Annotated in this window: 19 protein-coding genes and 1 pseudogene; 13 read left to right on the plus strand and 7 right to left on the minus strand. The window is 71.4% G+C overall.

The genetic code is table 11. The features are described from left to right. Positions 1-441 (minus strand): annotated as a pseudogene (locus ABD352_RS33980) (transglycosylase domain-containing protein); the annotation flags it as partial. Between the two features lie 370 nt (positions 442-811). Then, entirely contained in the window at positions 812-1,237 is a 426-nt protein-coding gene (locus ABD352_RS33985; protein ID WP_344616630.1) for a DUF5318 domain-containing protein, read from the minus strand. 184 nt (positions 1,238-1,421) lie between these two features. On the opposite strand from ABD352_RS33985, the gene ABD352_RS33990 reads away from it, so the two are divergent. Then, complete coding sequence (locus ABD352_RS33990; protein ID WP_344616631.1) at positions 1,422-2,024, plus strand: PadR family transcriptional regulator; 603 nt, start codon at positions 1,422-1,424, stop codon at positions 2,022-2,024. A gap of 23 nt (positions 2,025-2,047) precedes the next feature. After that, entirely contained in the window at positions 2,048-3,127 is a 1,080-nt protein-coding gene (locus ABD352_RS33995) for an inositol-3-phosphate synthase (protein WP_344616799.1), read from the plus strand. A gap of 50 nt (positions 3,128-3,177) precedes the next feature. Here ABD352_RS33995 and ABD352_RS34000 read toward each other — a convergent pair whose 3' ends face one another. Then, complete coding sequence (locus ABD352_RS34000) at positions 3,178-3,666, minus strand: methylated-DNA--[protein]-cysteine S-methyltransferase (RefSeq protein WP_344616632.1); 489 nt, start codon at positions 3,664-3,666, stop codon at positions 3,178-3,180. An 84-nt stretch (positions 3,667-3,750) separates the two neighbouring features. Here ABD352_RS34000 and ABD352_RS34005 point away from each other — a divergent pair, with 84 nt between their 5' ends. From ABD352_RS34005 to ABD352_RS34015, 3 genes are all read left to right on the plus strand, one after another. Further along, entirely contained in the window at positions 3,751-4,251 is a 501-nt protein-coding gene (locus tag ABD352_RS34005) for an NfeD family protein (RefSeq protein ID WP_344616633.1), read from the plus strand. Between the two features lie 25 nt (positions 4,252-4,276). Beyond that, positions 4,277-5,800 carry a flotillin family protein gene (locus tag ABD352_RS34010; RefSeq protein ID WP_344616634.1) on the plus strand — a complete coding sequence of 508 codons (1,524 nt, stop codon included), beginning with the start codon at positions 4,277-4,279 and terminating at the stop codon, positions 5,798-5,800. Between the two features lie 61 nt (positions 5,801-5,861). Then, a complete protein-coding gene (locus ABD352_RS34015; RefSeq protein ID WP_344616635.1) occupies positions 5,862-7,226 on the plus strand; it encodes an MFS transporter in 1,365 nt (454 codons plus the stop codon). Here the strand turns inward: ABD352_RS34015 and ABD352_RS34020 are convergent. Then, positions 7,220-8,107 (minus strand): hypothetical protein, encoded by an 888-nt coding sequence (locus ABD352_RS34020; RefSeq protein ID WP_344616636.1) that lies wholly within the window; start codon positions 8,105-8,107, stop codon positions 7,220-7,222. The genes ABD352_RS34015 and ABD352_RS34020 overlap by 7 nt on opposite strands. A gap of 218 nt (positions 8,108-8,325) precedes the next feature. On the opposite strand from ABD352_RS34020, the gene ABD352_RS34025 reads away from it, so the two are divergent. Next, entirely contained in the window at positions 8,326-9,342 is a 1,017-nt protein-coding gene (locus ABD352_RS34025; protein WP_344616637.1) for a peptidylprolyl isomerase, read from the plus strand. Here ABD352_RS34025 and ABD352_RS34030 read toward each other — a convergent pair. Then, positions 9,320-10,792 carry a CCA tRNA nucleotidyltransferase gene (locus tag ABD352_RS34030; RefSeq protein WP_344616638.1) on the minus strand — a complete coding sequence of 491 codons (1,473 nt, stop codon included), beginning with the start codon at positions 10,790-10,792 and terminating at the stop codon, positions 9,320-9,322. The two genes, ABD352_RS34025 and ABD352_RS34030, sit on opposite strands and share 23 nt — an antisense overlap. A gap of 427 nt (positions 10,793-11,219) precedes the next feature. Here ABD352_RS34030 and murJ point away from each other — a divergent pair, with 427 nt between their 5' ends. From murJ to ABD352_RS34065, 7 genes are all read left to right on the plus strand, one after another. Then, positions 11,220-12,959: a murein biosynthesis integral membrane protein MurJ gene (gene murJ / locus ABD352_RS34035; RefSeq protein WP_344616639.1), complete on the plus strand. Its 1,740-nt coding sequence runs from the start codon at positions 11,220-11,222 to the stop codon at positions 12,957-12,959. A 587-nt stretch (positions 12,960-13,546) separates the two neighbouring features. After that, positions 13,547-15,061 (plus strand): protein kinase family protein, encoded by a 1,515-nt coding sequence (locus tag ABD352_RS34040; protein WP_344616640.1) that lies wholly within the window; start codon positions 13,547-13,549, stop codon positions 15,059-15,061. Between the two features lie 36 nt (positions 15,062-15,097). After that, positions 15,098-15,733: an RNA polymerase sigma factor SigM gene (gene sigM, locus ABD352_RS34045; protein WP_344616641.1), complete on the plus strand. Its 636-nt coding sequence runs from the start codon at positions 15,098-15,100 to the stop codon at positions 15,731-15,733. Continuing rightward, positions 15,730-16,617, plus strand: a complete 888-nt coding sequence (locus ABD352_RS34050; RefSeq protein WP_344616642.1) for a hypothetical protein — start codon at positions 15,730-15,732, stop codon at positions 16,615-16,617. Before sigM ends, ABD352_RS34050 begins: the two co-directional genes overlap by 4 nt. Before the next feature lie 92 nt (positions 16,618-16,709). Further along, complete coding sequence (gene trxB / locus ABD352_RS34055) at positions 16,710-17,636, plus strand: thioredoxin-disulfide reductase (RefSeq protein WP_344616643.1); 927 nt, start codon at positions 16,710-16,712, stop codon at positions 17,634-17,636. A gap of 27 nt (positions 17,637-17,663) precedes the next feature. Then, positions 17,664-17,993: a thioredoxin gene (trxA, locus tag ABD352_RS34060; protein WP_344616644.1), complete on the plus strand. Its 330-nt coding sequence runs from the start codon at positions 17,664-17,666 to the stop codon at positions 17,991-17,993. A gap of 223 nt (positions 17,994-18,216) precedes the next feature. Beyond that, the gene (locus tag ABD352_RS34065; RefSeq protein ID WP_344616645.1) at positions 18,217-19,395 is read left to right on the plus strand and encodes an N-acetylmuramoyl-L-alanine amidase; all 1,179 of its coding nucleotides are present in this window, start codon (positions 18,217-18,219) and stop codon (positions 19,393-19,395) included. 133 nt (positions 19,396-19,528) lie between these two features. Here the strand turns inward: ABD352_RS34065 and ABD352_RS34070 are convergent, their stop codons facing one another. Both ABD352_RS34070 and ABD352_RS34075 read right to left on the minus strand, forming a co-directional pair. Beyond that, positions 19,529-20,209: a GNAT family N-acetyltransferase gene (locus tag ABD352_RS34070; protein ID WP_344616646.1), complete on the minus strand. Its 681-nt coding sequence runs from the start codon at positions 20,207-20,209 to the stop codon at positions 19,529-19,531. Positions 20,210-20,325: 116 nt separating this feature from the next. Further along, positions 20,326-21,042 (minus strand): hypothetical protein, encoded by a 717-nt coding sequence (locus tag ABD352_RS34075; RefSeq protein WP_425553758.1) that lies wholly within the window; start codon positions 21,040-21,042, stop codon positions 20,326-20,328. Positions 21,043-21,313 lie beyond the last annotated feature (271 nt).

Consider the following 21,313-nt stretch of genomic DNA (forward strand, 5'->3'; position numbering starts at 1 on the left):
ACCGATGCGACCCATCGGCGTGACCCCGTCGGAGTAGTAGATCGTCGTCGACTGGTTCACCGTGACGTCATCGGGCAGCGCGACCTGGTCGAAGTAGTACGTGCCGCTGACGATGCCGATGCCCGCGATCATGATGAACGCCGCGATCGAAGCGATGAGGATGTTGCGCCGGCGGCGCCTCTTCGCCTTCGCCGTGACGCTGCGGCCGCCCTTGCCGCCCGAGCCGCTTCCGCCGCCTCCCGGTGGCAGGTCACTCGGCGGGCCGCCCGGCCCGTCGACGATGTCGCCCATCCCGACGGAGGCCGACCCGACGACCGCGCGGCCCACGGAGGCGCGTCCCGCCGCGCCCTGCACCGACGCCGAGCCGGTCACGGAGGCGCGGCCGGTGCTCGGCTCGCCCGAGGGGACGCGGGCGGCGCCCACGCTCGCGGATCCGCTCACCGAGGCCCTGCCGGTGGTCGGATCGCCGGGCGGGCCCACGCGCGCGGAGCCCACGCTGGCCGAGCCGACGGTCGCGCGCCCGACCTGGGCGCGGCCGGCCATCGGTGGCTGCGGGACGGGGGAGTGAGGGGAGGGTGGTTCCGGCTGCATTCCGGGAACCTGCGCGCGGCCCGATTGGGGGTTGCTCGGGTCACCGTAGTTCATTCGTCCCACCTTGCCGGTTGCATCGTCGTCGCATGCTCCGTCGCCATCATGTCTGTGACCTGAGCCACTCGTCCGACGCACGTAGAGCCCGCGGCGCCGTTGCCGCGCATCGCGGATCTCTCTCTACAACGCCTCGCCGGTCGACCCAGGTTCACTCGCAGTGGACTCACTCGGCTGCCCCTCCCCGCAGCCGCGACGGCCGTTCGCCGTCTTCCGGGCCGGCCGCGAGGCCGTCGCGCCCGAGGAGGTACTGCTCGACGAGATGGTTCCAGCCGCAGGCGCGGCAGACCTCCACGACATAGACGTGAAACTCACTCAGCGTCATCGCCAGGACCGGCAGCTCGGCGAGCCGGCGGGCCTGGCCCGAGGACTGCCGCAGCTCGTCCCCGTAGATGTAGTGCACGTGGGTGAGGTTGTCGCGCCGGCAGATCGGGCACAGCTCGTCCGTCGGCTCGCCGTGGAACTTCGCAGCACTCTTCAGGTAAGGCGACGCGTCGCACACCTCATAGGTGCCGACGCGGCCCGATTGCACCTCGCGCAGGAGGGCGCGTCTCCGCAAGGAGAAGTCCACGACCTGACGCTGGGTACGCATGCGCCCGAGGGTACGCGGTCCGGCGTCCCACGGCGAGCGTGGTCACGATCGGTAGTCGTCAGATTGACTACCGGCGCTGTGCGCAAGGCCACTTGGTCGGATTTGTTGCATCCTGCCGAACCCCGGCTTACCGTTCGATGTATCGGACCGATACATCGGACTGGTTACGGGAAGGAGGCTGGGAGTGCTCGAGTTGGCGATCCTGGGTCTGCTTCACGAGTCCCCGATGCACGGTTATGAGCTGCGCAAGCAGCTCACGACCAAGCTGGGGGCGTTCCGTTTCGCCATCAGCTACGGCTCCCTGTACCCCACGCTGCGCCGCCTGCAGGCGGACGGCTGGATCACCGAGGGTGCGCCGCCGACGGGTATGCCGGCGAGCACCGAAGAGGTACCCCTGCTCACCGGCAAGCGGGGCCGCGTGGTCTACACGATCACCGCGGAGGGCAAGGAGCGGTTCCAGGAGCTGCTCAGCGCCGCCGGTCCCGAGACCTACGACAGCGAGGCCGGCTTCGGGGTCCATTTCGCATTCTTCGCGCGCACCGATCCCTCGACCCGGCTACGGATCCTCGAGGGCCGCCGCCGTCGCGTCGAAGAGCGCCGCGAAGGCATGCGCGACGTGCTGAGCCGGGCCGCCGAGCGGCTCGACACCTACACGCTCGAGCTGCAGCGCCATGGCCTGGACGCCTGCGAGCGCGAGGTTCGCTGGCTCGAAGAGCTCATTGCGAACGAACGCAAAGGCACCACACCTCAGCCGCCTTCGGCAGAAGGTCCGGAGCGGTCATCGTGAACAACAAGAAGGAGGCATCCGCGATGGGCTCCGTCCGCGTTGCCATCGTCGGTGTCGGCAACTGCGCCTCGTCCCTGGTTCAGGGCGTGGAGTACTACCGCAACGCCGACCCGAATGACCGGGTACCGGGTCTCATGCACGTCAAGTTCGGCGATTACCACGTCGGCGACGTCGAGTTCGTGGCGGCGTTCGACGTCGACGCGAAGAAGGTCGGGCAGGATCTCGCCGCCGCGATCGGTGCGAGCGAGAACAACACCATCCAGTTCTGCGACGTTCCGCCCACCGGCGTGACCGTCCAGCGCGGCCCGACGCTCGACGGCATGGGGCAGTACTACCGCGAGATCATCGAGGAGTCCGACGAGCAGCCGGTCGACGTGGCCGCCGCCCTGCGCGAGGCGCGGGTCGACGTGGTCGTGTGCTACCTGCCGGTGGGCTCCGAAGAGGCTGACAAGTTCTACGCGCAGGCCGCGATCGACGCCGGCTGCGCCTTCGTCAACGCGCTGCCGGTCTTCATCGCCTCCGACCCGGTCTGGGCCAAGAAGTTCGAGGACGCCGGCCTGCCGATCGTCGGCGACGACATCAAGAGCCAGGTCGGTGCCACGATCGTGCACCGCGCCCTGGCCAAGCTGTTCGAGGACCGCGGGGTCGAGCTGCTGCGCACCTACCAGCTCAACTTCGGCGGCAACATGGACTTCATGAACATGCTGGAGCGCACCCGCCTGGTCTCGAAGAAGATCTCGAAGACCCAGTCGGTGACCTCGCAGATCCCGCACGAGATGGTGAAGTCCGACGTGCACATCGGCCCGTCCGACCACGTGCCGTGGCTCGACGACCGCAAGTGGGCGTACATCCGCCTCGAGGGCAAGTCGTTCGGCGACACGCCGCTGAACGCCGAGCTCAAGCTCGAGGTGTGGGACTCGCCGAACTCGGCCGGCGTGATCATCGACGCGCTGCGGGCGGCCAAGATCGCCAAGGACCGCGGAATCGGCGGCCCGATCCTGTCCGCGTCGAGCTACTTCATGAAGTCGCCGCCGGTGCAGTACAACGACCACGACGCCCACGCTTCGGTCGAGGCGTTCATCCAGGGCGAGATCGAGCGCTAGATCGCTCGCAGTAAGGGCCGGTCCGCGGTGCGGGCCGGCCCTTTGCGTGCTCAGAACAGCCCGAACTCCCGCTCGATGCGCACCCGGGCCTCGAGCTCCAGCAGGTGCTTCTTGCGCCACAGTCCCCCGCCGAAGCCGACCAGCTTGCCGCCGGCCCCGACCACCCGATGGCAGGGGATGATGACCGGGATCGGGTTGCGGTTGCACGCGGTGCCGACCGCCCGGGCCGCGTCCGGCTCCCCGACCGCCGCGGCGATCTGGCCGTAGGTGCGCATCTCGGCGTACGGAATCGTGTAGAGCTGCCACCAGACCGCCCGCTCGAAGGCCGAGCCACCCTGCACCGACAGCGGCACGGTGAAGTCGACCGCCTCGCCGGCGAAGTACCGCGTCAGCTCGTCGGCCGCGCGCTCGAGCAGCTCGTCGGGCGGCGACACGGGCCGGCCCTCCGGCACCCCGCCGAACTGAACGCGGCAAATGCCCGATTCGTCCGCCGCCACGCCCAGCGAATCGATCGGGGCCTGCACCTCCACCCACCGCATGGCGTCGATTGTGCTCCTTTTGCCCGACCACCCGGGTGGCGCCGGGGGGTTACCCTCCAGTTGTCCTGGAGGGGGGAGGGGACGGTGGAGACGACGTTCCTCGTCATCGGCGGTGTCGGTGTCGTGGTGTTGGCCCTGTCCGTGCTCATCGGTGACCTCTTCCACTTCGGCCATCCCGACGCCGCAGGGCCCGTCTCGGTGCCCGCCGTCGCAGGCTTCATCGGCGCCTTCGGCTTCGCCGGCGCCGCGGTGGCCGCCCTCACCGGCTCCGACGGCCTGCTGGTGCCGGTCGCCGCGGGCGTGGTCGCGGCCCTGCCGACCGCCTGGGTGGCGACCCGCCTGTCCCGCATGGCGATGAACATGCGCACCGACGCGACCCCGACGCAGCTCGACATGATCGGCACCACCGGCGTGGTCGTCACCGCCATCACGGGCAGCGCCTTCGGCGAGGTCCGCATCTCCCTCGGCGGCCAACCGGTCAAGCTCAGCGCCCGCGCCGACCGCCCGATCCCCCTCGGCGCCCGGGTCCTCGTGGTGGAGGCGACGAGCTCGACCAGCGTGATCGTCGAAGAAACAACTCTGTAAGTACCCCCCCTCGGAAGGGTTGTTGATGGATACCGTCCTGCTCGTAGCGATCGGCGGCGGCGTGCTGCTGATCCTGTTCTTGGTGATCTTCATCGTGTCGCGCATCAAGGTGGCCGGCCCGAACGAGGCCTTCATCATCACCGGCCGCAAAGGCAAGTCGGTGCAGGCCGTCGACGGCACCCGCTCGACCGACCTGTCCGGCCAGAAGGTCGTCATGGGCGCCTCGGTCTTCGTGATGCCGATCGTGCAGAAGCTGCAGGTGCTCGACCTGTCCAGCCGCCGCATCCACGTCGAGATCAACGGCGCGGTCAGCAAGCAGGGCATCCGGGCCAAGCTGCAGGGCGTGGCGATCGTCAAGGTCGGCGGCACCGAAGGCGCGATCCGCGCCGCCGCCCAGCGCTTCCTCAACCAGCAGCAGGGCATCGACCTGTTCACCAGCGAGGTCCTGGCCGGCGCGCTGCGCTCGATCGTCGGCCGGCTCACCATCGAGGAGATCATCCGGGACCGCACCGCCTTCGCCAGCGCGGTCGCCGAGGAGGCCGAGCACTCGCTGACCAACCAGGGCCTGGTGCTCGACGCCTTCCAGCTGCAGGACATCTTCGCCGACGGCTCGTACCTGGCCGACCTGGGCCGCCCGGAGGCCGCCCGCGTGCTGCGCGACGCCTCCATCGCCGAGGCGCAGGCCCGCCAGGCCGCAGAGTCGGAGCGGCTCAAGTCCGAGGAGGCGATCGCCGAGGCCAACCGCAACCTCGCTCTCAAGCAGGCGGGCATCCAGGCCGAGATCGACGCGGCCAAGGCGAAGTCGGCCGCGGCCGGCCCGCTCGCCCAGGCGGAGCGGGACCAGGCGATCCTCGCCGAGCAGCAGAAGGTCGCCGAGCGCAACGCGGAGCTCAAGGAGCGCCAGCTCGACACCGAGGTGCGCAAGCCGGCCGACGCCGAGCGGTACCGGGTCGAGCAGGAGGCCGAGGCGGCCAAGAACGCGACCATCGCCAAGGCCGAGGCGCAGCGGCAGGCCACCATCGCCAACGCACAGGCGCAGGCCGAGCAGGCCCGCCTCACCGGTGAGGGCGAGCGGTCCCGCCGCGCGGCCCTCGCCGAGGCCAACGCCATCGAGGGTGCCAAGGAGGGCGAGGCCGAGCAGCGCCGGCGCGTCGCCATCGCCGACGCGCTCGAGCGCGAGGGCGCGGCCGAGGCGTCCGCCATCCTGGCCCGCGGCCAGGCCGAGGCCGAGGCCATGAAGCTCAAGGCCGACGCGTTCGCCACCTACGGCGAGGCGGCCATCCTCGACCTGCTCGTGCGGGTCATGCCGGACGTGGTCAAGGCGGCCAGCGACCCGATGGGCAACATCGACAAGATGACGGTGATCTCCACCGACGGCGCGTCGTCGCTCACCAAGTCGGTGGCCAACAACGTCGCCCAGGGCCTGCAGCTGGGCACCGACCTGACCGGCATCGACCTGCCCAAGCTGCTCAGCAAGCTGGGCGGGCTGGCCCAGGACGACACCGAGCCGGTCAACGGCCGGCCCGCGGTCGAGGCCCCCAAGAAGTAGGACCCTGTTCGAGGGGCCCGCGTCACCCGCGCGGGCCCTTCGCGCGCCGTAGGCTTTGGCCGTGTCCGCCCTCACCGCCGTTCAGCCCCACACGCACTTCGTCCGGGCCGTGCTGCGGCAACGAGGCTTCCGCCGGCTGGTGGCGGTCAGGATGATCGCCCAGATCGGCGACGGGCTCTTCCAGGGGGCGCTGGCCGGCAGCGTGCTGTTCAACCCGGAGAAGCGGGCCGGCGGCATGGCCATCGCGGCCGGCTTCGCGATCCTGCTCCTGCCGTACTCGCTGATCGGGCCCTACGTCGGGGTGTTCCTGGACCGCTGGCGCCGCCGCTCCATCGTGGTCGTGGCCAACCTGGTCCGGGCGGCGCTGGTGCTGCCGATCGCGCTCTACGTCTGGTGGGGTGAGCATTCGCCGGCGCCGTTCCTGCTCGCCCTGATCGTCATCGGCCTCAACCGGTTCTTCCTGGCCGGCCTGTCCGCCGCGACGCCGCACGTGGTCGCCGACCAGGTGCTGGTGACCGCCAACTCGTTCGCCGCCACGCTGGGCTCGCTGAGCTTCTCGGTCGGCATCGGGCTGGGCGCGGCGCTGATCAAGGCGATCCTGGGCACGTCCTTTCACGGCTACGCGCTGGTGGCCGCCCTCGCCGCCGCGTTCTACCTGGCCTCCGCGCTCGTCGGGCGGGCCTCGTTCGGCCCCGAGGAGCTCGGCCCGGACGCCGCGAGCCGGCGGGGCGGCTCGATCCTCGGCGCGATCCGCGAGACCAGCCGCGGCACGGCGGCCGGCGCGCGGCATCTCGTGACCAAGCGCGGCGCCGCCTACCTGATGCTCGCGCAGGCGATGTTCCGGCTGCTGTACGGCGTGGTGCTGCTCGCCAGCCTGCTGCTCTTCCGCACCGTGTTCAACCACGGCAGCGACGTGAGCGGCTCCTTCGGTACCCTCGCCAATGCTTTTCTCGCCGGTGGCGTCGGGATGCTCATCGCGTCGTTCGCGACGCCCCCGATCGCCCGCCGCGTGGGTGGCTGGCGCTGGGTGGCGGCCCTGCTCGCGGCCACCGGGGTGGCCATCCTCGGCTTCGGGCTGCCCTTCGACCCGGTGCTGCTGCTCGGCGCGGTGTTCGTCACCAACATCGCGGCCCAGGGCATCAAGATCGTGACCGACACGTCGCTGCAGCACGAGTGCGCCGACGAGTTCCGCGGGCGGGTCTTCAGCCTGAACGACACCGCGTTCAACGTGACGCTGGTGGCCGGGATGTACCTCGGCGCGCTCACCCTGCCCGACAATGGGCGCTCGGCGGCGGTGCTCAGCGTGGTCGCCGCGGGTTACCTACTGGCCGCGGCCGGCTACGCGGCGCTGGGCGGCCGCTGGGCCCGCCGGGTCGGCGACGACATCGCCGGCCCCGGCGGGCGCGTGCCCGATGCGACTCAGTAGTTCGAGCTGCTCTTGTTGAGCGTCTGGGTGAACTGCGCCCCGGTGATCGTGAGCGTCGAGCCGTTGCAGCTGAACTTCGCCGGGCTGTCGTCGGCGGTGAGGGGGTCGGTCTCGTCGACCTGCACCGTGGGCGCCTTCAGGTTGGTGGTGCCAGTCGCCGACACGTTGGTGTAGGTGAAGCTGCCGTTGCTGGTGGCCACGTCCCCGGTCACCGTGCCGTTGACCGTGATCGTCATCGGCACCGCCGTGCCCTGGATGGTCGGGTTGCCGGTGAACGTGGTGTCCTTGTAGACCTCGGTGAGGTGACCCTCGGGCGTGAACTTCATCGTCGAGCCGTTCTTCTGCAGCGTGATCGGCACGTTGCCGACGTTCTCGACGACCTGCTGGATGGTGTACTGCGTCGTGGTCCACGTCCCGATGACGCACGTGTCGATCGCGGCGGACGGCTTCCCGGTGCTCTTGGCGGTGGCGGTAGCGGCGCCGGTCGGGCCGCCGGCCTGCGGGTCGGTCTTCTTGTCGTCCCCGCCGCCCTTGACCAGGGCGACCACGACGATCGCGACGACCAGGACCACGAGCACGCCGGACAGCGCGAGGATCGGGGTCAGGTACTTGTTGCGCGAGGAGCCGCCGCCGCTGCCGCCGTAGGTCGCGCCATAGGCGCTCGGCGGGGCGCTGATCGGGTCGGGGTACGACGACGGGACCGAGCTCGCGGGATATTCGGGGTACGACGGCGTTGCGCTCGCGGGGTATCCGGCATAGGGCTGCTGTCCGCCGTACGGTGCGCCGCTGTAGGGCGTGCCGCTCGTCGGCTGCTGTGGCGCCTGCGGGACGCCTCGATATGTGCGGCACTGCGTGCAGTAGCCGTTCGCATCAATGCCCATGCCGCCGCAGTTGGGACACGGCTGCATGTCTGCCTCCAGGTTCAAGGAAAAGCCCGGCCCCGGGGGTGCGGCCGGTTTCATGTGTTAGCGACGGTAGCGGACCCCGTCTACGCGCAGAAGCGGCCGAAACGCCACATGCACGACGCCCGCTGGTCGGGCTTCCGACAAGGAGCAACGACCACCGAGCCGGTGGCTATGTGTAGTCGTACGATTACAATATGTCAACACCACCGGAGCCCGGCGCCGCGCGGCCGCCGGAGCTGGCCGAGCCGCTGCCGCCCGCCGCGCCCGAGCCGGGGCGACCCGGCGCGGTGCGGCCCGAGTCGCTGCGCGACGCCGCGCCGCGCTCCTCCCGCGAAGACCCTCAGTTCCCTCCGCCTCGGGCGCTCCCGTCCGGCCCCACGCCGCAGCCCGCCCCGCCCCGCCCTTCCTGGATCGTGCCCGTCATCGGCGGCGGGGCCCTTGCCCTCATGGTCTGCGGGCTGGTCGCCTACCTCGTGCTGAGCCAGTCGGGGCGGTCGGTCGAGGCCATCGGCGGGGCCATCGCCACCAGCGGTGCGAGCGACGCCGAGCGGGGGCCGGCGCCGCAGGTCGGGGCGCCGATCACCGAGTCGCCGGCGTCCAGCGCGGCCGCCGTCGGGCCGACCGGCGCCCGTTCCGCGGTGCCCGGCGGGGTGCCCTGCGCCTACGCCTCGGCCGCGCGCGGCGAGGGCGACACGCGCCTGATCGCCACGCCCGCGCCCAAGGCCACGCTCACCGGGCGGGTGGCCGCCACGATGGAGACCAACCTCGGCCCCATCGGGATCCAGCTGTACGCCGACCGGGCCCCCTGCACCGTGAACTCCTTCGTGCACCTCGCCCGCGACGACTTCTACAGCGACACGCCGTGCCACCGGCTGACCACGGACGGGCTGTACGTGCTGCAGTGCGGGGACCCGAGCGGGACGGGCACCGGGACGCCGGGATACCAGTTCGGCGAGGAGAACCTGCCCACGACGCTGCCGCCGTACCCGCGGGGGACGCTGGCGATGGCCAATGCCGGGCCGGGGACGAACGGGTCGCAGTTCTTCCTGGTGTACAAGGACAGCGACATCCCGCCCGACTACACCGTCTTCGGCACGGTGACCAGCGGGCTCGACCTGCTCGACCGGATCGCCGCGGCCGGCACGACGACCGGCAGCCCGGACGGGCCGCCGAAGCTCGGCGTGCAGATCAGCGAGATCCGGGTGTCGTGATCCCTTCGGCCTGCGCCCACTTCTGGAGCTCGGCGATGGCCTCGTCGTGCTCCAGCGGGCCGCGCTCGAGGCGCAGGTCCTTCAGGTAGCGCCAGGCGCGGCCGACGATCGGGCCCGGGGGCACCCCCAGCAGCTCCATGATCGCGTTGCCGTCGAGGTCGGGCCGGACCCGGGCCAGGTCCTCCTCGGCGGCGATGCGCGCGATCCGCTCCTCCAGCGCGTCGTAGTCGGCCGCGAGCTGGGCCGCCTTGCGCCGGTTGCGGGTGGTCACGTCGGAGCGGGTGAGGCTGTGCAGGCGGGACAGCAGCGGTCCGGCGTCGGTCACGTAGCGGCGCACCGCCGAGTCCGTCCACTCCCCGCGGCCGTACCCGTAGAAGCGCAGGTGCAGCGCGACGAGCTCGGCCACGTCCGAGATCACGTCCTTCGGGAACTTCAGCGCCCGCATCCGCTGCTTGGTCAGCCGCGCCCCGACGATCTCGTGGTGGTGGAAGCTCACCCCGCCGTCGGGCCCGACGGCCTTGGTGGCCGGCTTGCCGACGTCGTGCATGAGGGCGGCCATGCGCAGCGTGAAGTCGGCGCCCTCGCGCTCGTGACCGATCGCGTTGCGCACCACGATCAGCGTGTGCTCGTACACGTCCTTGTGCTGGGCGTGCTCGTCGATCTCCAGCTTGAGGCCGGTCAGCTCGGGCAGGAACTGGTCGCCCAGGCCGGTGTCGACCAGCAGGCGCAGGCCGGCGACCGGGTCGGCGCCGCACATGAGCTTGACGAACTCGTCGCGGATCCGCTCGGCGGTGATCCGGGACAGGTCGCCCGCCATCGCGACCATGGCCGCCCGCACCTCCGGCGCCACCTCGAAGCCCAGCTGGCTCACGAACCGGGCGGCGCGCAGCATGCGCAGCGGGTCGTCGGCGAAGGATTCCTCCGGCGCGCCCGGGGTACGCAGCACGCGCTCGGCCAGGTCGGCCAGGCCGCCGTAGGGGTCGGTGAACTCGTGCCCGGGCACCGAGACCGCCATCGCGTTGACGGCGAAGTCGCGGCGGCGCAGGTCGTCGATGAGGTTGTCGCCGTACCGCACGATCGGGTTCCGGCTGACCCGGTCGTAGGCGTCGGCGCGGAACGTCGTCACCTCGATGCGCAGGCCGCGGCGGGCCAGCCCGATGGTGCCGAACTCCTGCCCGGTCGTCCAGACCGCCTCGGCCCAGCCCTCGATGATGCGCAGCGTCTCCTCGGGCCGGGCATCGGTGGTGAAGTCCAGGTCGTCGCCGAGCCGCCCGAGCAGGGCGTCGCGCACCGATCCGCCGACGAGGTGCAGCTCCTTGCCGGCCTTGGCGAAGCGCCGGCCGAGATCGTCGGCGACGGGGGAGACGCGCAGCAGCTCGTGCACGGCGCGGCGCTGGGCCTCGGTGAGCGCGCGGGCAGTGGGGTTTGTCTGGCTCTTCAGCTCGGGCATCGGTCGCTCAGCCTATCGCGGTGGGGAAAGCAGGCACCGAGGGTAGCGGGCCCGTGTGCGGCCCGTCCCCTCAAATCCTCCCCGCCCGGAAGTGTCGCCGGATGCCACTATGGTCGTGGCTGCGAGCGCAAGTACGGGCGATTCGAGGTGGCGAATGGATCCGGGGACCGACCCGGCCCAGCGGGACCGCTGGGCCGGCGAGCCGACCGTGCGGATGCGGCCGGCCGGCGCTCATCGCGCGCCCGAGGAGCCGACCGCGCCTGTTCCCCCTTACGGGGAAGGCTTCCCTGCGCCGGCTGAGGGGCCCACGCAGGTGGTACCGCCAAGGCATCCGGGGTATCCGGGGGCCGGGCCCGAGGTCTCTTCGCCAGGGGGCGCCGACCCCGGGCAGGCCGTGCGGCTGCACGTCGGCCGTCGGCCGGACGGCATGACCGTCGACCCGGCCAACGCGCCGACCGTGGCGTTGCCGCTGTTCACCCCGCGGCCGCAGGTGGTCGCCGACGCGCCGGTCGTCGAGGAGTCGGCGCCGCCGAGCGCGGCCGACGACGACAGCAGCGGCACCGTGGTGCGCAACAGCAGCACCATGGCCGTGCTCAGCCTGGTCAGCCGGGCCACCGGCTTCCTGCGGGCGGCGGCCATCGCCGCGGCCATCGGCGGGCAGGTCGTCGGCGACGACTACACGCTGGCCAACAACCTGCCCAACCAGGTGTACGAGCTGCTGCTCGGCGGCGTCCTGGCCAGCGTGCTGATCCCGACCCTGGTGCGGGCCCGCAAGGAGGAGCCCGACCGCGGCGAGGCGCACGCCCAGCGCCTGCTCACCCTGGCCGCCGTCGCCCTCGGCGCGGCCACCCTGATCGTGGTGATCGCGGCCCCGCTGATCACCGCGATGTACACGCTGGGCAACGACAAGGTCACGACGGCTGACCGGGACCTGGTCACGCTGCTGGCGTACCTGCTGCTGCCCGAGATCTTCTTCTACGGCCTGGCCGGCATCTTCGCCGCGATCCTCAACGTCCGCGGCCACTTCGCCGCCCCGATGTGGACGCCGATCCTCAACAACATCGTCGTCATCGGCACCGCGGGCGCGTTCATGGTGGCGCGCGGCGGCGGCAAGCTGCCGACCCCGGACACGATCACCCTCACCCAGGTACTCGTGCTCGGCCTGGGCACCACGCTGGGCATCGTCGTGCAGGCGGCCGGCCTGTGGCCCGCGCTGCGCAAGACCGGGTTCCACTGGAAGTGGCGCTTCGACTTCCGCAAGCTGGGCCTGCGCGAGCTGGGCAAGCTGGGCGCCTGGATGCTGCTGTACGTCGGGGTGAACCAGCTCGGCATCACCGTCGTCATGGCCCTGGCCAAGAACAACCAGGTCAACGGCGGCGAGGGCCCGGCGGTCTTCAACAACGCCTTCCTGATCTTCATGATGGCCCACGGCATCGTCGCCGTCTCCGTCATCACCGCGATCATGCCCCGCATCTCGGCCGCCGCCGCCGACGGCCGCTTCGCCGACGTGACCGATCAGCTGGCCCACGCCAGCCGCCTGGCCTCGGTGATCCTGATCCCGGCCGCAGCGGTGTACATCGTCCTGGGCCGCCCGCTCGCCGTGACCCTGTTCGACTGGGGCAACTACGGCTACCCCCAGGCCCTGTCCACCGGCTCGGTCGTGGCCGCCGCCGGCCTCGGCCTGGTCCCGTTCGCCCTGAGCCAGATGCAGACAAGCGTCTTCTACGCCATGCGCGACACGAAGACCCCGGCCCTGGTCAACATCGGCGGCGTGGCCGTGCGCCTGATCCTGGACATCACCTTCTACTTCGTCCTGCCGGTCGCGGTGGTGACGACCTCGCTGATGGTGGGCACCGCCCTGTCCTACATCGCCGCCCTGCTGGTCGGCTACGTACTTCTGCGCCGCCGCCTCGGCAACCTGGGCCTGCGCCGCCTGCTGGACACCCTGATCCGCCTGGCCGTCGCGGCCGCGGCCGGCGGCCTGCTGGCCCTGGCCACGACCTGGCTGATCGGGCAGATCATCGACCCGGGCAAGGTGCAGGGCATCGTCCAGCTAGTGATCGGCAGCGGCGTGCTCCTCGCCACGTACGCCGTCGCCGCGATCTTCCTGAAGGTCCAGGAGGTCCGCCAGTTCGCCGGCATGATCCGCTCCCGCCTGGGCCGCTGACCTGGACCGCCGCCCGCGGGGCTCGGCGGGTCGCCGACGCCGGGGATGCGTGGGTCCCGTCATAGTGTCGTCCGGAAGAGACGCAGGTCACTCTCAGCGCCCTGCCGGAGGTACACAGAGGCGGCAAATCCGGCCAAATGCGCCGGGCCGGGTGGGAAATGCGGCGCGGGGGCGTGAAAGGCAGGGTGACGTATTGCGTGGGATGGGTGGGGTGCGTGTGACTAGTGGCGGACACCCCCACGGCCCGTGGATCAACCAGGGAAATTGGCTATTTGTCGCATTTGTCGAATGACGACCGGGCATAGCAGGCACAGCCGGACAGGCCACGGGTTGCGGTGCAGCGCGGGACGGGCGAGCGCCGCGACAATTCGGTGAAAAGTCGGTAAAGCAGAAATGGCTGCCATGTCGCGATATGGGTGATCAATTGGCCTCGCGCGGGGTGGTCCGGAGATGATGACGTGTCTGCGACCGAACTGGCGACAGGTAAGGTCAACCCCGGCGCCCTGCCGAAGCGCTTAGGCTTAGTGACTGCGACTCGCGTTACGACGGACGCCACAGGTCGGCACACGGATCGGAAGGGAGGACGGGTGGCTGAGCTCGACGAAGGGCTGGAGGCTTCGGGGGGCACTCCCCGGGTCCTGACCTTCGGCACCCCATCCGTCGGTGAAATCCTTGCCGAGCGCTACCAGCTCGAAGAGCACATCGGCAACGACTCGCTAGGCCGCCAGCTGTACCGCGGCATCGATGTCATCCTGCGCCGCCCCGTGGCGGTGGTCCTGCGCTACCCCGGCGGGGAGAGCGCCAAGGAGATGCTGGGCGCGGCTGTCGCGGCCAGCCGGATCGTGCACCCGCACCTCGTGGGCGTCTACGACGCCATCGACGAGGGCGGGCGGGCGTATGTCGTGCGCGAGTGGGTCGACGGCATCGCGCTGCGCGACATCGTGGCCTCCGGGCCGCTCGACGCCGGGCGCTCGGTGGCGATCGCGTGGGCGGTCACGGACGCGGTCGCGGCGCTGCACGGCACCGGCATGGCGCACGGCAATGTGCACCCCGGCACCGTGCTGGTCGCGCACGACGGCCGGGTGGTGCTGACCGACGCGCGCGCGGACGACCGCGCGACGCCGGAGAGCGACATCCGGGCGATCGGCGCGATCCTGTACTGCGCGCTGACCGGATACTGGCCGCACGCCGAGGCCGGGGCCTACTCCGTGCCCGACGGCGTGCGCGACTCCTCGGGCGCGCTGACCACGCCGCGGCAGGTCCGCGCCGGGGTGCCGGCACCCCTCGACTCGCTGGTCGCCGACCTGCTGAACCCCGATCTTCCGCTGCCCTCGGCCGAGTCGCTGGCCGGGGAGCTCGCCTCGTTCGGCAGCCTCGACGAGGAGGAGATGGCGGCGGCCGAGGACGGCGGTCGGGTCGACTTCGCCGCGTTCGACTCCGCGGCCGCGTCGGCCGCGCCGCCGAAGCCGGCTGGGCGCAAGCTCGCCGTCGGCGTCGTCGGGCTGCTGGTGCTCGCGCTGGCCGGGACGCTGGCCGCGGCCCGGGTGCTGGGCGATCCGGCCACGCCGGAGGCGCCGCCCACCACGCCGCCCGGGGCCAGCGCGTCGCAGCCGGCCAAGCCGGCCGGACAGCCGACCGAGCTCAAGATCGACCCGAGCAAGGTCCGGGTGGTCGACCCGCAGGGCAACCGGTCCGAGATCAAAGACGCGGACAAAACGGTCGACGGCGATCCCAACACGGCGTGGAGGACCGACAAGTACACCAAGGCCAATTTCGGCGGTACCAAGCCGGGCATGGGCGTGTGGATCGACCTCGGCGACCTCAAGCAGGTCGTCTCCGTGCAGGTCGTGCTCCAGACGCCAGGGGCCGACGGGGAGCTGCGCACCGGCACGACCGACCTGGGCGCGAGCGCGGCCGGGGACGCGCAGACCGTGGCGCAGTACACGGTCGTCGGGCAGCCGCGCCAGAACATGGGCAGCACCACGCTGTTCACCGGGCCGGAGCAGCAGACGCGGTTCCTCCTCGTGTGGATCACCAAGCTGCCGAAGGACGGCACCGGGTATCGAGTGGCTATCGGAGAGATAACCGTCCGCGTGCAGTGACCCCACGAACCGGGCCCGGTCGATAAGGTGCGAGCCGTGGATGCTGGCGAGCCGGGCCCGCGCGAGGTGCGCGACGATGCCTGGCTGCTGCGTGCCCACGCATCCGGCGATCCCCACGCCTTCGCCGAACTCGTGCGCCGCCACCGGGACCGGCTCTGGGCGGTCGCGCTGCGCACCCTCGGCGACCGCGAGGAGGCCGCCGACGCGCTGCAGGACGCGCTGCTGTCGGCGTTCCGGGCGGCGGGGAACTTCCGCGGCGACTCGGCCGTCACGACCTGGCTGCACCGGATCGTGGTGAACGCCTGCCTGGACCGCGCAAGGCGACGGCAGGCCCGCCCGACCGTGCCGCTGCCCGAGACCGACATCACACCGGCGCCGGCGACCGACCGCGACACCGCGATGGACGTCCAGCAGGCGCTGCAGCAGATCCCGGCCGAGCAGCGGGCCGCCCTCGTGCTCGTCGACGTGCAGGGGTACGCGGTGGCCGAGGCCGCCGCCATGCTCGGCGTCGCGGAGGGCACCATCAAGAGCAGGTGCGCGCGCGGCCGGGCCCGGCTGGCGCTGCTCCTGGGCCATTTGCGGAACCCCGTCGACGGCGCCCGCGTCCCATCACCGGACGGCCGAGCCAAAGCCGACATTCCAACCGCGTCCGGAAAGGAGGGTGGCGCGTGACGGCCTTCTCCGAAGCCGACCTCGACCGGCTCGCCGACTTCGTCGGCGGGGCGCTGGACGGCACCCCGGAGGCGGATGACGTGCGCCACCTGGTGACCACCGACACGGCGTGGGCGGAGGCGTACGCGGCGCTGGTGGCCGCCGACGCCACCATGCGCGACGAGCTGCACGCGCTGGGGGCTCAGGCTCCCGCGGTACCGCTGGAAGTGCAGCAACGACTGGACGTGGCCCTGATGGAGGCGGTCACCGCGCCCCCGACGAACGCCCCGGTGGTCGACCTGGACCGGGCGCGGCAGGCGCGCCGGCGGCGAGGGCGCTGGATCGCCGGGCTGGCCGCCGCGGCCGCGATGATCGTCTGCGGCGGCGTGGGCGTCCAGGTGATCCGCTCGTCCGGGCAGGACAACAAGGCGCAGAGCTCGGCCGACCTGCCGAACGTGGCGGCGGCGCCGGACTCCCGCGGCAACTCGGCGGCCGGCGGCTCGGGCGCGAGCGGCCCGGTGATCAGCAGCGGGCGGGACTACGGCCGCGGCACGCTGGGCGACCTGACCCGCGGCGGGACCGGCACGGCGGCCAACGTGCAGGGCGCGGAGGGCGCGGGGCCGGGTGCCACCTCGGGCCGCACGAGCGTGACGGGCGTGCCGGGGCCGCTGTCCCGGCTGGCCGGTCCGGCCGCCCGGGGCGCCTGCCTCGCCGCCATCACCAGGGAATACGGTGGTCAGGTGACGCTGGTCGACTATGCCGCGTTCGAGGGACAACCGGCGCTCGTGGTGGTGCTGGACGGCACTCGGGTCGGGGCCGGCAAGCGGCTCGTCGTCGTCGTGGGCCCCGACTGCGGCATCGGCGGCGCCATCGCCGACGAACGGTACCGGACCATCGCCCCGTAGTGGTGATGTGGCACACCAGTCACCGTCCACCGGGAATTGCCGGTTCGTAGGATGACGTTTTGCTGGCACAGGCTGAAATCGAGGAGTCGACCGTGGATGAGGTCCGCAACCTGATCATCGTGGGGTCCGGTCCCGCCGGGTACACGGCTGCGGTCTATGCCGCCCGTGCCAACCTCAAGCCTCTGGTGATCGAGGGCGTCACCTCTGGTGGCGCGCTGGTGACGACCACCGAGGTGGAGAACTTCCCGGGCTTCCCGGATGGCATCAACGGCCCCGAGCTCATGGACAACATGCGCAAGCAGGCCGAGCGCTTCGGCGCCGAGTTCATCACCGACGACGCCACCCGCGTGGCTCTCGAGGGCCCGGTGAAGAGCGTGTGGGTGAACGAGACGGAGTACCGCGCCAAGGCGATCATCATCGCCACCGGCTCGGCCTGGCGCCCCCTGCGCGTCCCCGGCGAGCAGGAGCTGCTCGGCCGCGGCGTGTCGGCGTGTGCGACCTGTGACGGCTTCTTCTTCCGCAACGAGAACATCGTGGTCGTCGGCGGCGGCGACTCGGCCATGGAGGAAGCGACCTTCCTCACCCGGTTCGCCTCCAAGGTCACGATCATCCACCGCCGCGACGAGTTCCGCGCCAGCAAGATCATGGCCGAGCGGGCGCTGACCAACGAGAAGATCGAGGTCCTCTGGAACAGCGTCGTGACCGAGGTCCTCGACGGCGGCGGCCGGGTCGGCGGCATCAAGGTCAAGAACGTGCAGACCGACGAGGAGACCGAACTGCCGGTGGCCGGCGTGTTCGTGGCGATCGGCCACGACCCCCGCAGTGAGCTGTTCCGCGGTCAGGTAGAGCTCGACGACGAGGGGTACGTGAAGGTCGCCTCTCCGGGCACCCGCACCAACATCGAGGGCGTGTTCGCCGCCGGCGACGTCGTCGACCACACCTACCGGCAGGCGATCACCGCCGCGGGCACCGGCTGCGCCGCGGCCCTGGACGCCGAGCGGTTCATCGCCTCGCTGTAACGAAGAGCTTCGAGAGAAGGAGAGCGCATGGGAGCCATCCAGCCCGTCAGCGACAAGACCTTCGAGGTCGATGTCCTCAAATCGGATATTCCGGTTCTGGTGGACTTCTGGGCGGAATGGTGCCAGCCGTGCCGCAAGATCGAAACCATGCTGAACGAGATCGCGGCCGGTGAGCTCGCCGACAAGGTCAAGATCGTCAAGGTCGACATCGACAGCAACCCCGAGACCGCGCGCGCCTACCAGGTGCTCTCGGTGCCCACGCTGACCGTGTTCAAGGGCGGCGAGCCGTTCCGGTCGGAGGTCGGGGCCAAGCCGAAGAGCGCCCTGGTCCGGCTGATCGAGTCGGCCCTCGACTGATCCTTCTCGCACTCGACGTTTTCCGCCCCGCTCCCGGAGTTCCGGGGGCGGGGCGAGTGTCTTGTCCGGCGTTCTGGGCAAGGGCGCTGGGGCGCGATCCAGAGGCGGGCGGAGTACGCTGCCTCGCGGGCGCGGCGCCGCGTGGGTTATTCGCCCTATGACGACGTGCTCGGCCGGGCACGTACGATTCCGTCGCAGGGTCACAGGTTTTCAGGAGGACCACATGCGTGCTATCCGGCGCGGGGCGCGGGGAGCGGCGGTTGCCGAGATCCGCAGCATTCTTGTCGTGCTGGAGCTGCTCGAGGACCTCCTGCCGTCCGATCCGTCGGCGACCGATCCGGAGTACGACGAGGACGTGGAGCGGGCCGTGCGGGCCTTCCAGCAGAGCCGCGGCCTCACCGTCGACGGCTCGGTGGGCGACGAGACCTGGCGGGCGCTGGACGCGGCCCGCTGGCGGCTCGGCCAGCGCGCGCTCTTCCACACCGTCGCCGACCCCTACATCGGCGACGACGTCCGGCAGCTGCAGGAGCGGCTGCTGGAGATGGGCTACAACCCGGGCCGCGCCGACGGCATCTACGGCGGGCGCACGGCCCACGCCGTGGCCCAGTTCCAGCGCGAGGTCGGCCTGCGCCCCGACGGGGAGTGCGGCCCGGCGACCGTCGGCGCCCTACGCCGGCTCGGCCGCAAGGTGATCGGCGGCCGGCCGCAGCTGCTGCGCGAGGCCGAGGCCTTCCGCGAGTCCGGCCCGACGCTGCTCGGCAAGCGCATCGTGATCGACCCCGGGCACGGCGGACCGGACGCCGGCCACGTGGTCCCCGACGGCCCGCTGCGGTGGGTGGAGGCGGACCTCGTGTATGACCTCGCGGCCCGCCTGGAGGGCCGTCTGGCGGCCGCGGGGATGCGGGTGAACCTCACCAGGGGTCCGCAGCCCACGAGCGCCCTGAGTGACCGGGACCGGGTGCAGCTCGCCAACGAGCTCGGCGCCGACCTCCTCATCTCGATCCACCTCGACGGCCACCAGAGCCCCGCGGCCGACGGCGTGGCGACCTACCACTACGGCTCGGTCTCCGGCCCAACCTCAGTCGTGGGGGAGCGCCTGGCGGGGCTCGTGCAGCGGGAGATCGTGGTGCGCACCGGGCTGCGCGACTGCCACACGCACGCCAAGACGTGGGAGCTGCTGCGGCTGACCAAGATGCCGGCCGTGCGGGTCGACGTGGGCTACCTGACCTCGCCCGGCGACCGGCGCCAGCTCATCGACCCGGCCTTCCGCGACCGGGTGGTGGAGGCCATCATGGCCGCGGTGCAGCGGATGTACCTCCCGGTGGAGGCCGACGTCCCGACCGGCTCGATCGACGTCAGCCTGCTGCGGGCGCTCACCGGCCACGCGGCGCCCACCGCCTGAGCGACCGGTTACCCAGCGCCGCCGCGCGGTAGCGCTGGGTTCAGCCTGAGGTCACTTCGGGCGCGCTCGGTCCAGCCGGAGGTCAATTCGGCAGCGCTGGGTTCAGCCGGAGGCCGCTTCGGCTGCGCTGGGTTCAGCCGGAGGTCATTTCGCGCGTCGCCGGGCGAACCGGAAGGACGGGGCGAAGCAGCGATTCCGGGCTCATCGACCCGAGCAGCTTCTCCAGTGCGTACTCCACGTCGGACTTCCACGACAGCGCCGTGCGCAGTTCGAGGCGCAGCCGAGGATAACGCGGATGCGGTCGTACCGTCTTGAAGCCGATCGACAGGAAGAAGTCGGCCGGCGCCAGGCAGCCCCGCTCGTTGCGGCCCGCCTCGTCGACCTCGCCGAACTTCGCGTCGCCGAACGCCTCGATCGCCTTGACGCCGCGCTTGGTGAGGTCGCGGGCGACGCCCTGGACGAGCATGCGGCCGAGCCCACCGTCGGCGAACGGCTGGACGACGTGGGCCGTCATCAGCAGTACCGCGTCCGGCGACACCGGCGACGTCGGGAACGCCATGCTGCGGGGGACGTAGGCCGGCGGGGCGAACATCACGAAGCCGGCCGGCATGCCATCGACGTAGACGAGCTTGCCGCACGAGCCCCACTCGAGCAGCGTCTGCGAGACCCAGGCCTCCTTCTCCAGGCCCGGGTCGCCGTTGGCGCAGGCCCGATCGGCCGCGACCGGATCAAGCTCCCAGAACACGCATTCGCGGCACGATCGAGGAAGATCCTCGAGGGTGTCGAGCGTCAGACTCACGAGACGTCGCGACATTGGCCCATCTCCACCGCACCCGGCATTAGCTCGTCATGATGGTACGCACTCACGATCCGCCGTGGGAGGCATCCGCCCACAGTTCCTCATCTCTTGACCCGCGGTACCGGTGCCAGTTAGGCCTTTGGGTCGGGGGCGTCGCCGTTGCCCTCGGCCGGCTCCGGGACCACGACGTCGTCGTTCTCCTCGGCGGCCGCGGCCGGCTCCAGGGCGTCGCCGGCCTCCTGCGGGGCGAGGCTCGCGGGGGCGGTCCAGTTGATGCGCGGCGGCTCGGCCAGGGGGCGGCCGCCGAACTCGGCGAGCCACGCGGCGACCAGCGCCAGGTTCTCCCGCCAGCGCACCTCGGGGATCGGGGGGAGGATGTCGTCCCACAGCGCGAGGAACGTGCCCTGCAGCTGGAGGCGTCCGTACGGCCGGGCGAGGAACCACACGTGCAGGTGCGCCGCGCCGTCGCCCCAGCGGTTCACGTGGACCCGCGCGACGTCGTCGAGCGAGCGGATCGCGCGCTCCAGCCGGACCGTCATCACGCCGAGCTCGGCGGCGAGCATATTCGGCAGGTCGCCGAGGTCGAGATGCGAGCGGGACTCGAGGATGAGCACGGCCGGCAGGCCCGTCGGCCGATCGAGGGCGCGGACCCGCCAGCGGTCACTCACCCAGATGTACGCCTCGTCCGGCGCGGCGCACGCCCGGCACTCCGCGGGGTTGTCGCCGTGGCGGGGCGGCTCCACCGGCACGGGGTCGAGGAGGCGCTTGACCCGGAGGTCGCCCTCGAAGGGAAAGGTCGGCCAGTACGTGAAGGCGGGCAGAGGGGGCTGTGCTGGCGTCTCGGACACGAAGTGACCCTAGCCGACTGCTGGGCTCGATGTCCGCACCCTGTGGACAGCGACCTCGCATCTTCCTCATCCCGGGAAGTTATCCACAGGTACGTCGGCTGTCCCTGTGGACAACGGCCGCGCCTCCGTGTCCGGTCATCCACAGGCATGCGAACGACCGACCACGGAGTTTCACGTGAAACGGGTGAGCCTGTGGATAACCCCTGTGGACAGACTTCCCTAGAAGCCGTTCTCTCAAGGTTTCCGTCCCGCCGATTTCCGGGCGGCCCGG

This window comes from Dactylosporangium salmoneum (assembly GCF_039532525.1).
Lineage (GTDB): Bacteria > Actinomycetota > Actinomycetes > Mycobacteriales > Micromonosporaceae > Dactylosporangium > Dactylosporangium salmoneum.

Bases quoted from the DNA above. Each gene is read 5' to 3' on its own strand.
- ABD352_RS34000 (WP_344616632.1), bottom strand. From the start codon at position 3,666: ATGCGGTGGGTGGAGGTGCAGGCCCCGATCGATTCGCTGGGCGTGGCG.
- trxA (WP_344616644.1), top strand. From the start codon at position 17,664: ATGGGAGCCATCCAGCCCGTCAGCGACAAGACCTTCGAGGTCGATGTC.
- ABD352_RS33995 (WP_344616799.1), top strand. From the start codon at position 2,048: ATGGGCTCCGTCCGCGTTGCCATCGTCGGTGTCGGCAACTGCGCCTCG.
- ABD352_RS34020 (WP_344616636.1), bottom strand. From the start codon at position 8,107: ATGGGCATTGATGCGAACGGCTACTGCACGCAGTGCCGCACATATCGA.
- ABD352_RS34010 (WP_344616634.1), top strand. From the start codon at position 4,277: ATGGATACCGTCCTGCTCGTAGCGATCGGCGGCGGCGTGCTGCTGATC.
- ABD352_RS34065 (WP_344616645.1), top strand. From the start codon at position 18,217: ATGCGTGCTATCCGGCGCGGGGCGCGGGGAGCGGCGGTTGCCGAGATC.
- ABD352_RS34070 (WP_344616646.1), bottom strand. From the start codon at position 20,209: ATGTCGCGACGTCTCGTGAGTCTGACGCTCGACACCCTCGAGGATCTT.
- ABD352_RS33985 (WP_344616630.1), bottom strand. From the start codon at position 1,237: ATGCGTACCCAGCGTCAGGTCGTGGACTTCTCCTTGCGGAGACGCGCC.
- murJ (WP_344616639.1), top strand. From the start codon at position 11,220: ATGACCGTCGACCCGGCCAACGCGCCGACCGTGGCGTTGCCGCTGTTC.
- ABD352_RS34025 (WP_344616637.1), top strand. From the start codon at position 8,326: ATGTCAACACCACCGGAGCCCGGCGCCGCGCGGCCGCCGGAGCTGGCC.
- ABD352_RS34030 (WP_344616638.1), bottom strand. From the start codon at position 10,792: ATGCCCGAGCTGAAGAGCCAGACAAACCCCACTGCCCGCGCGCTCACC.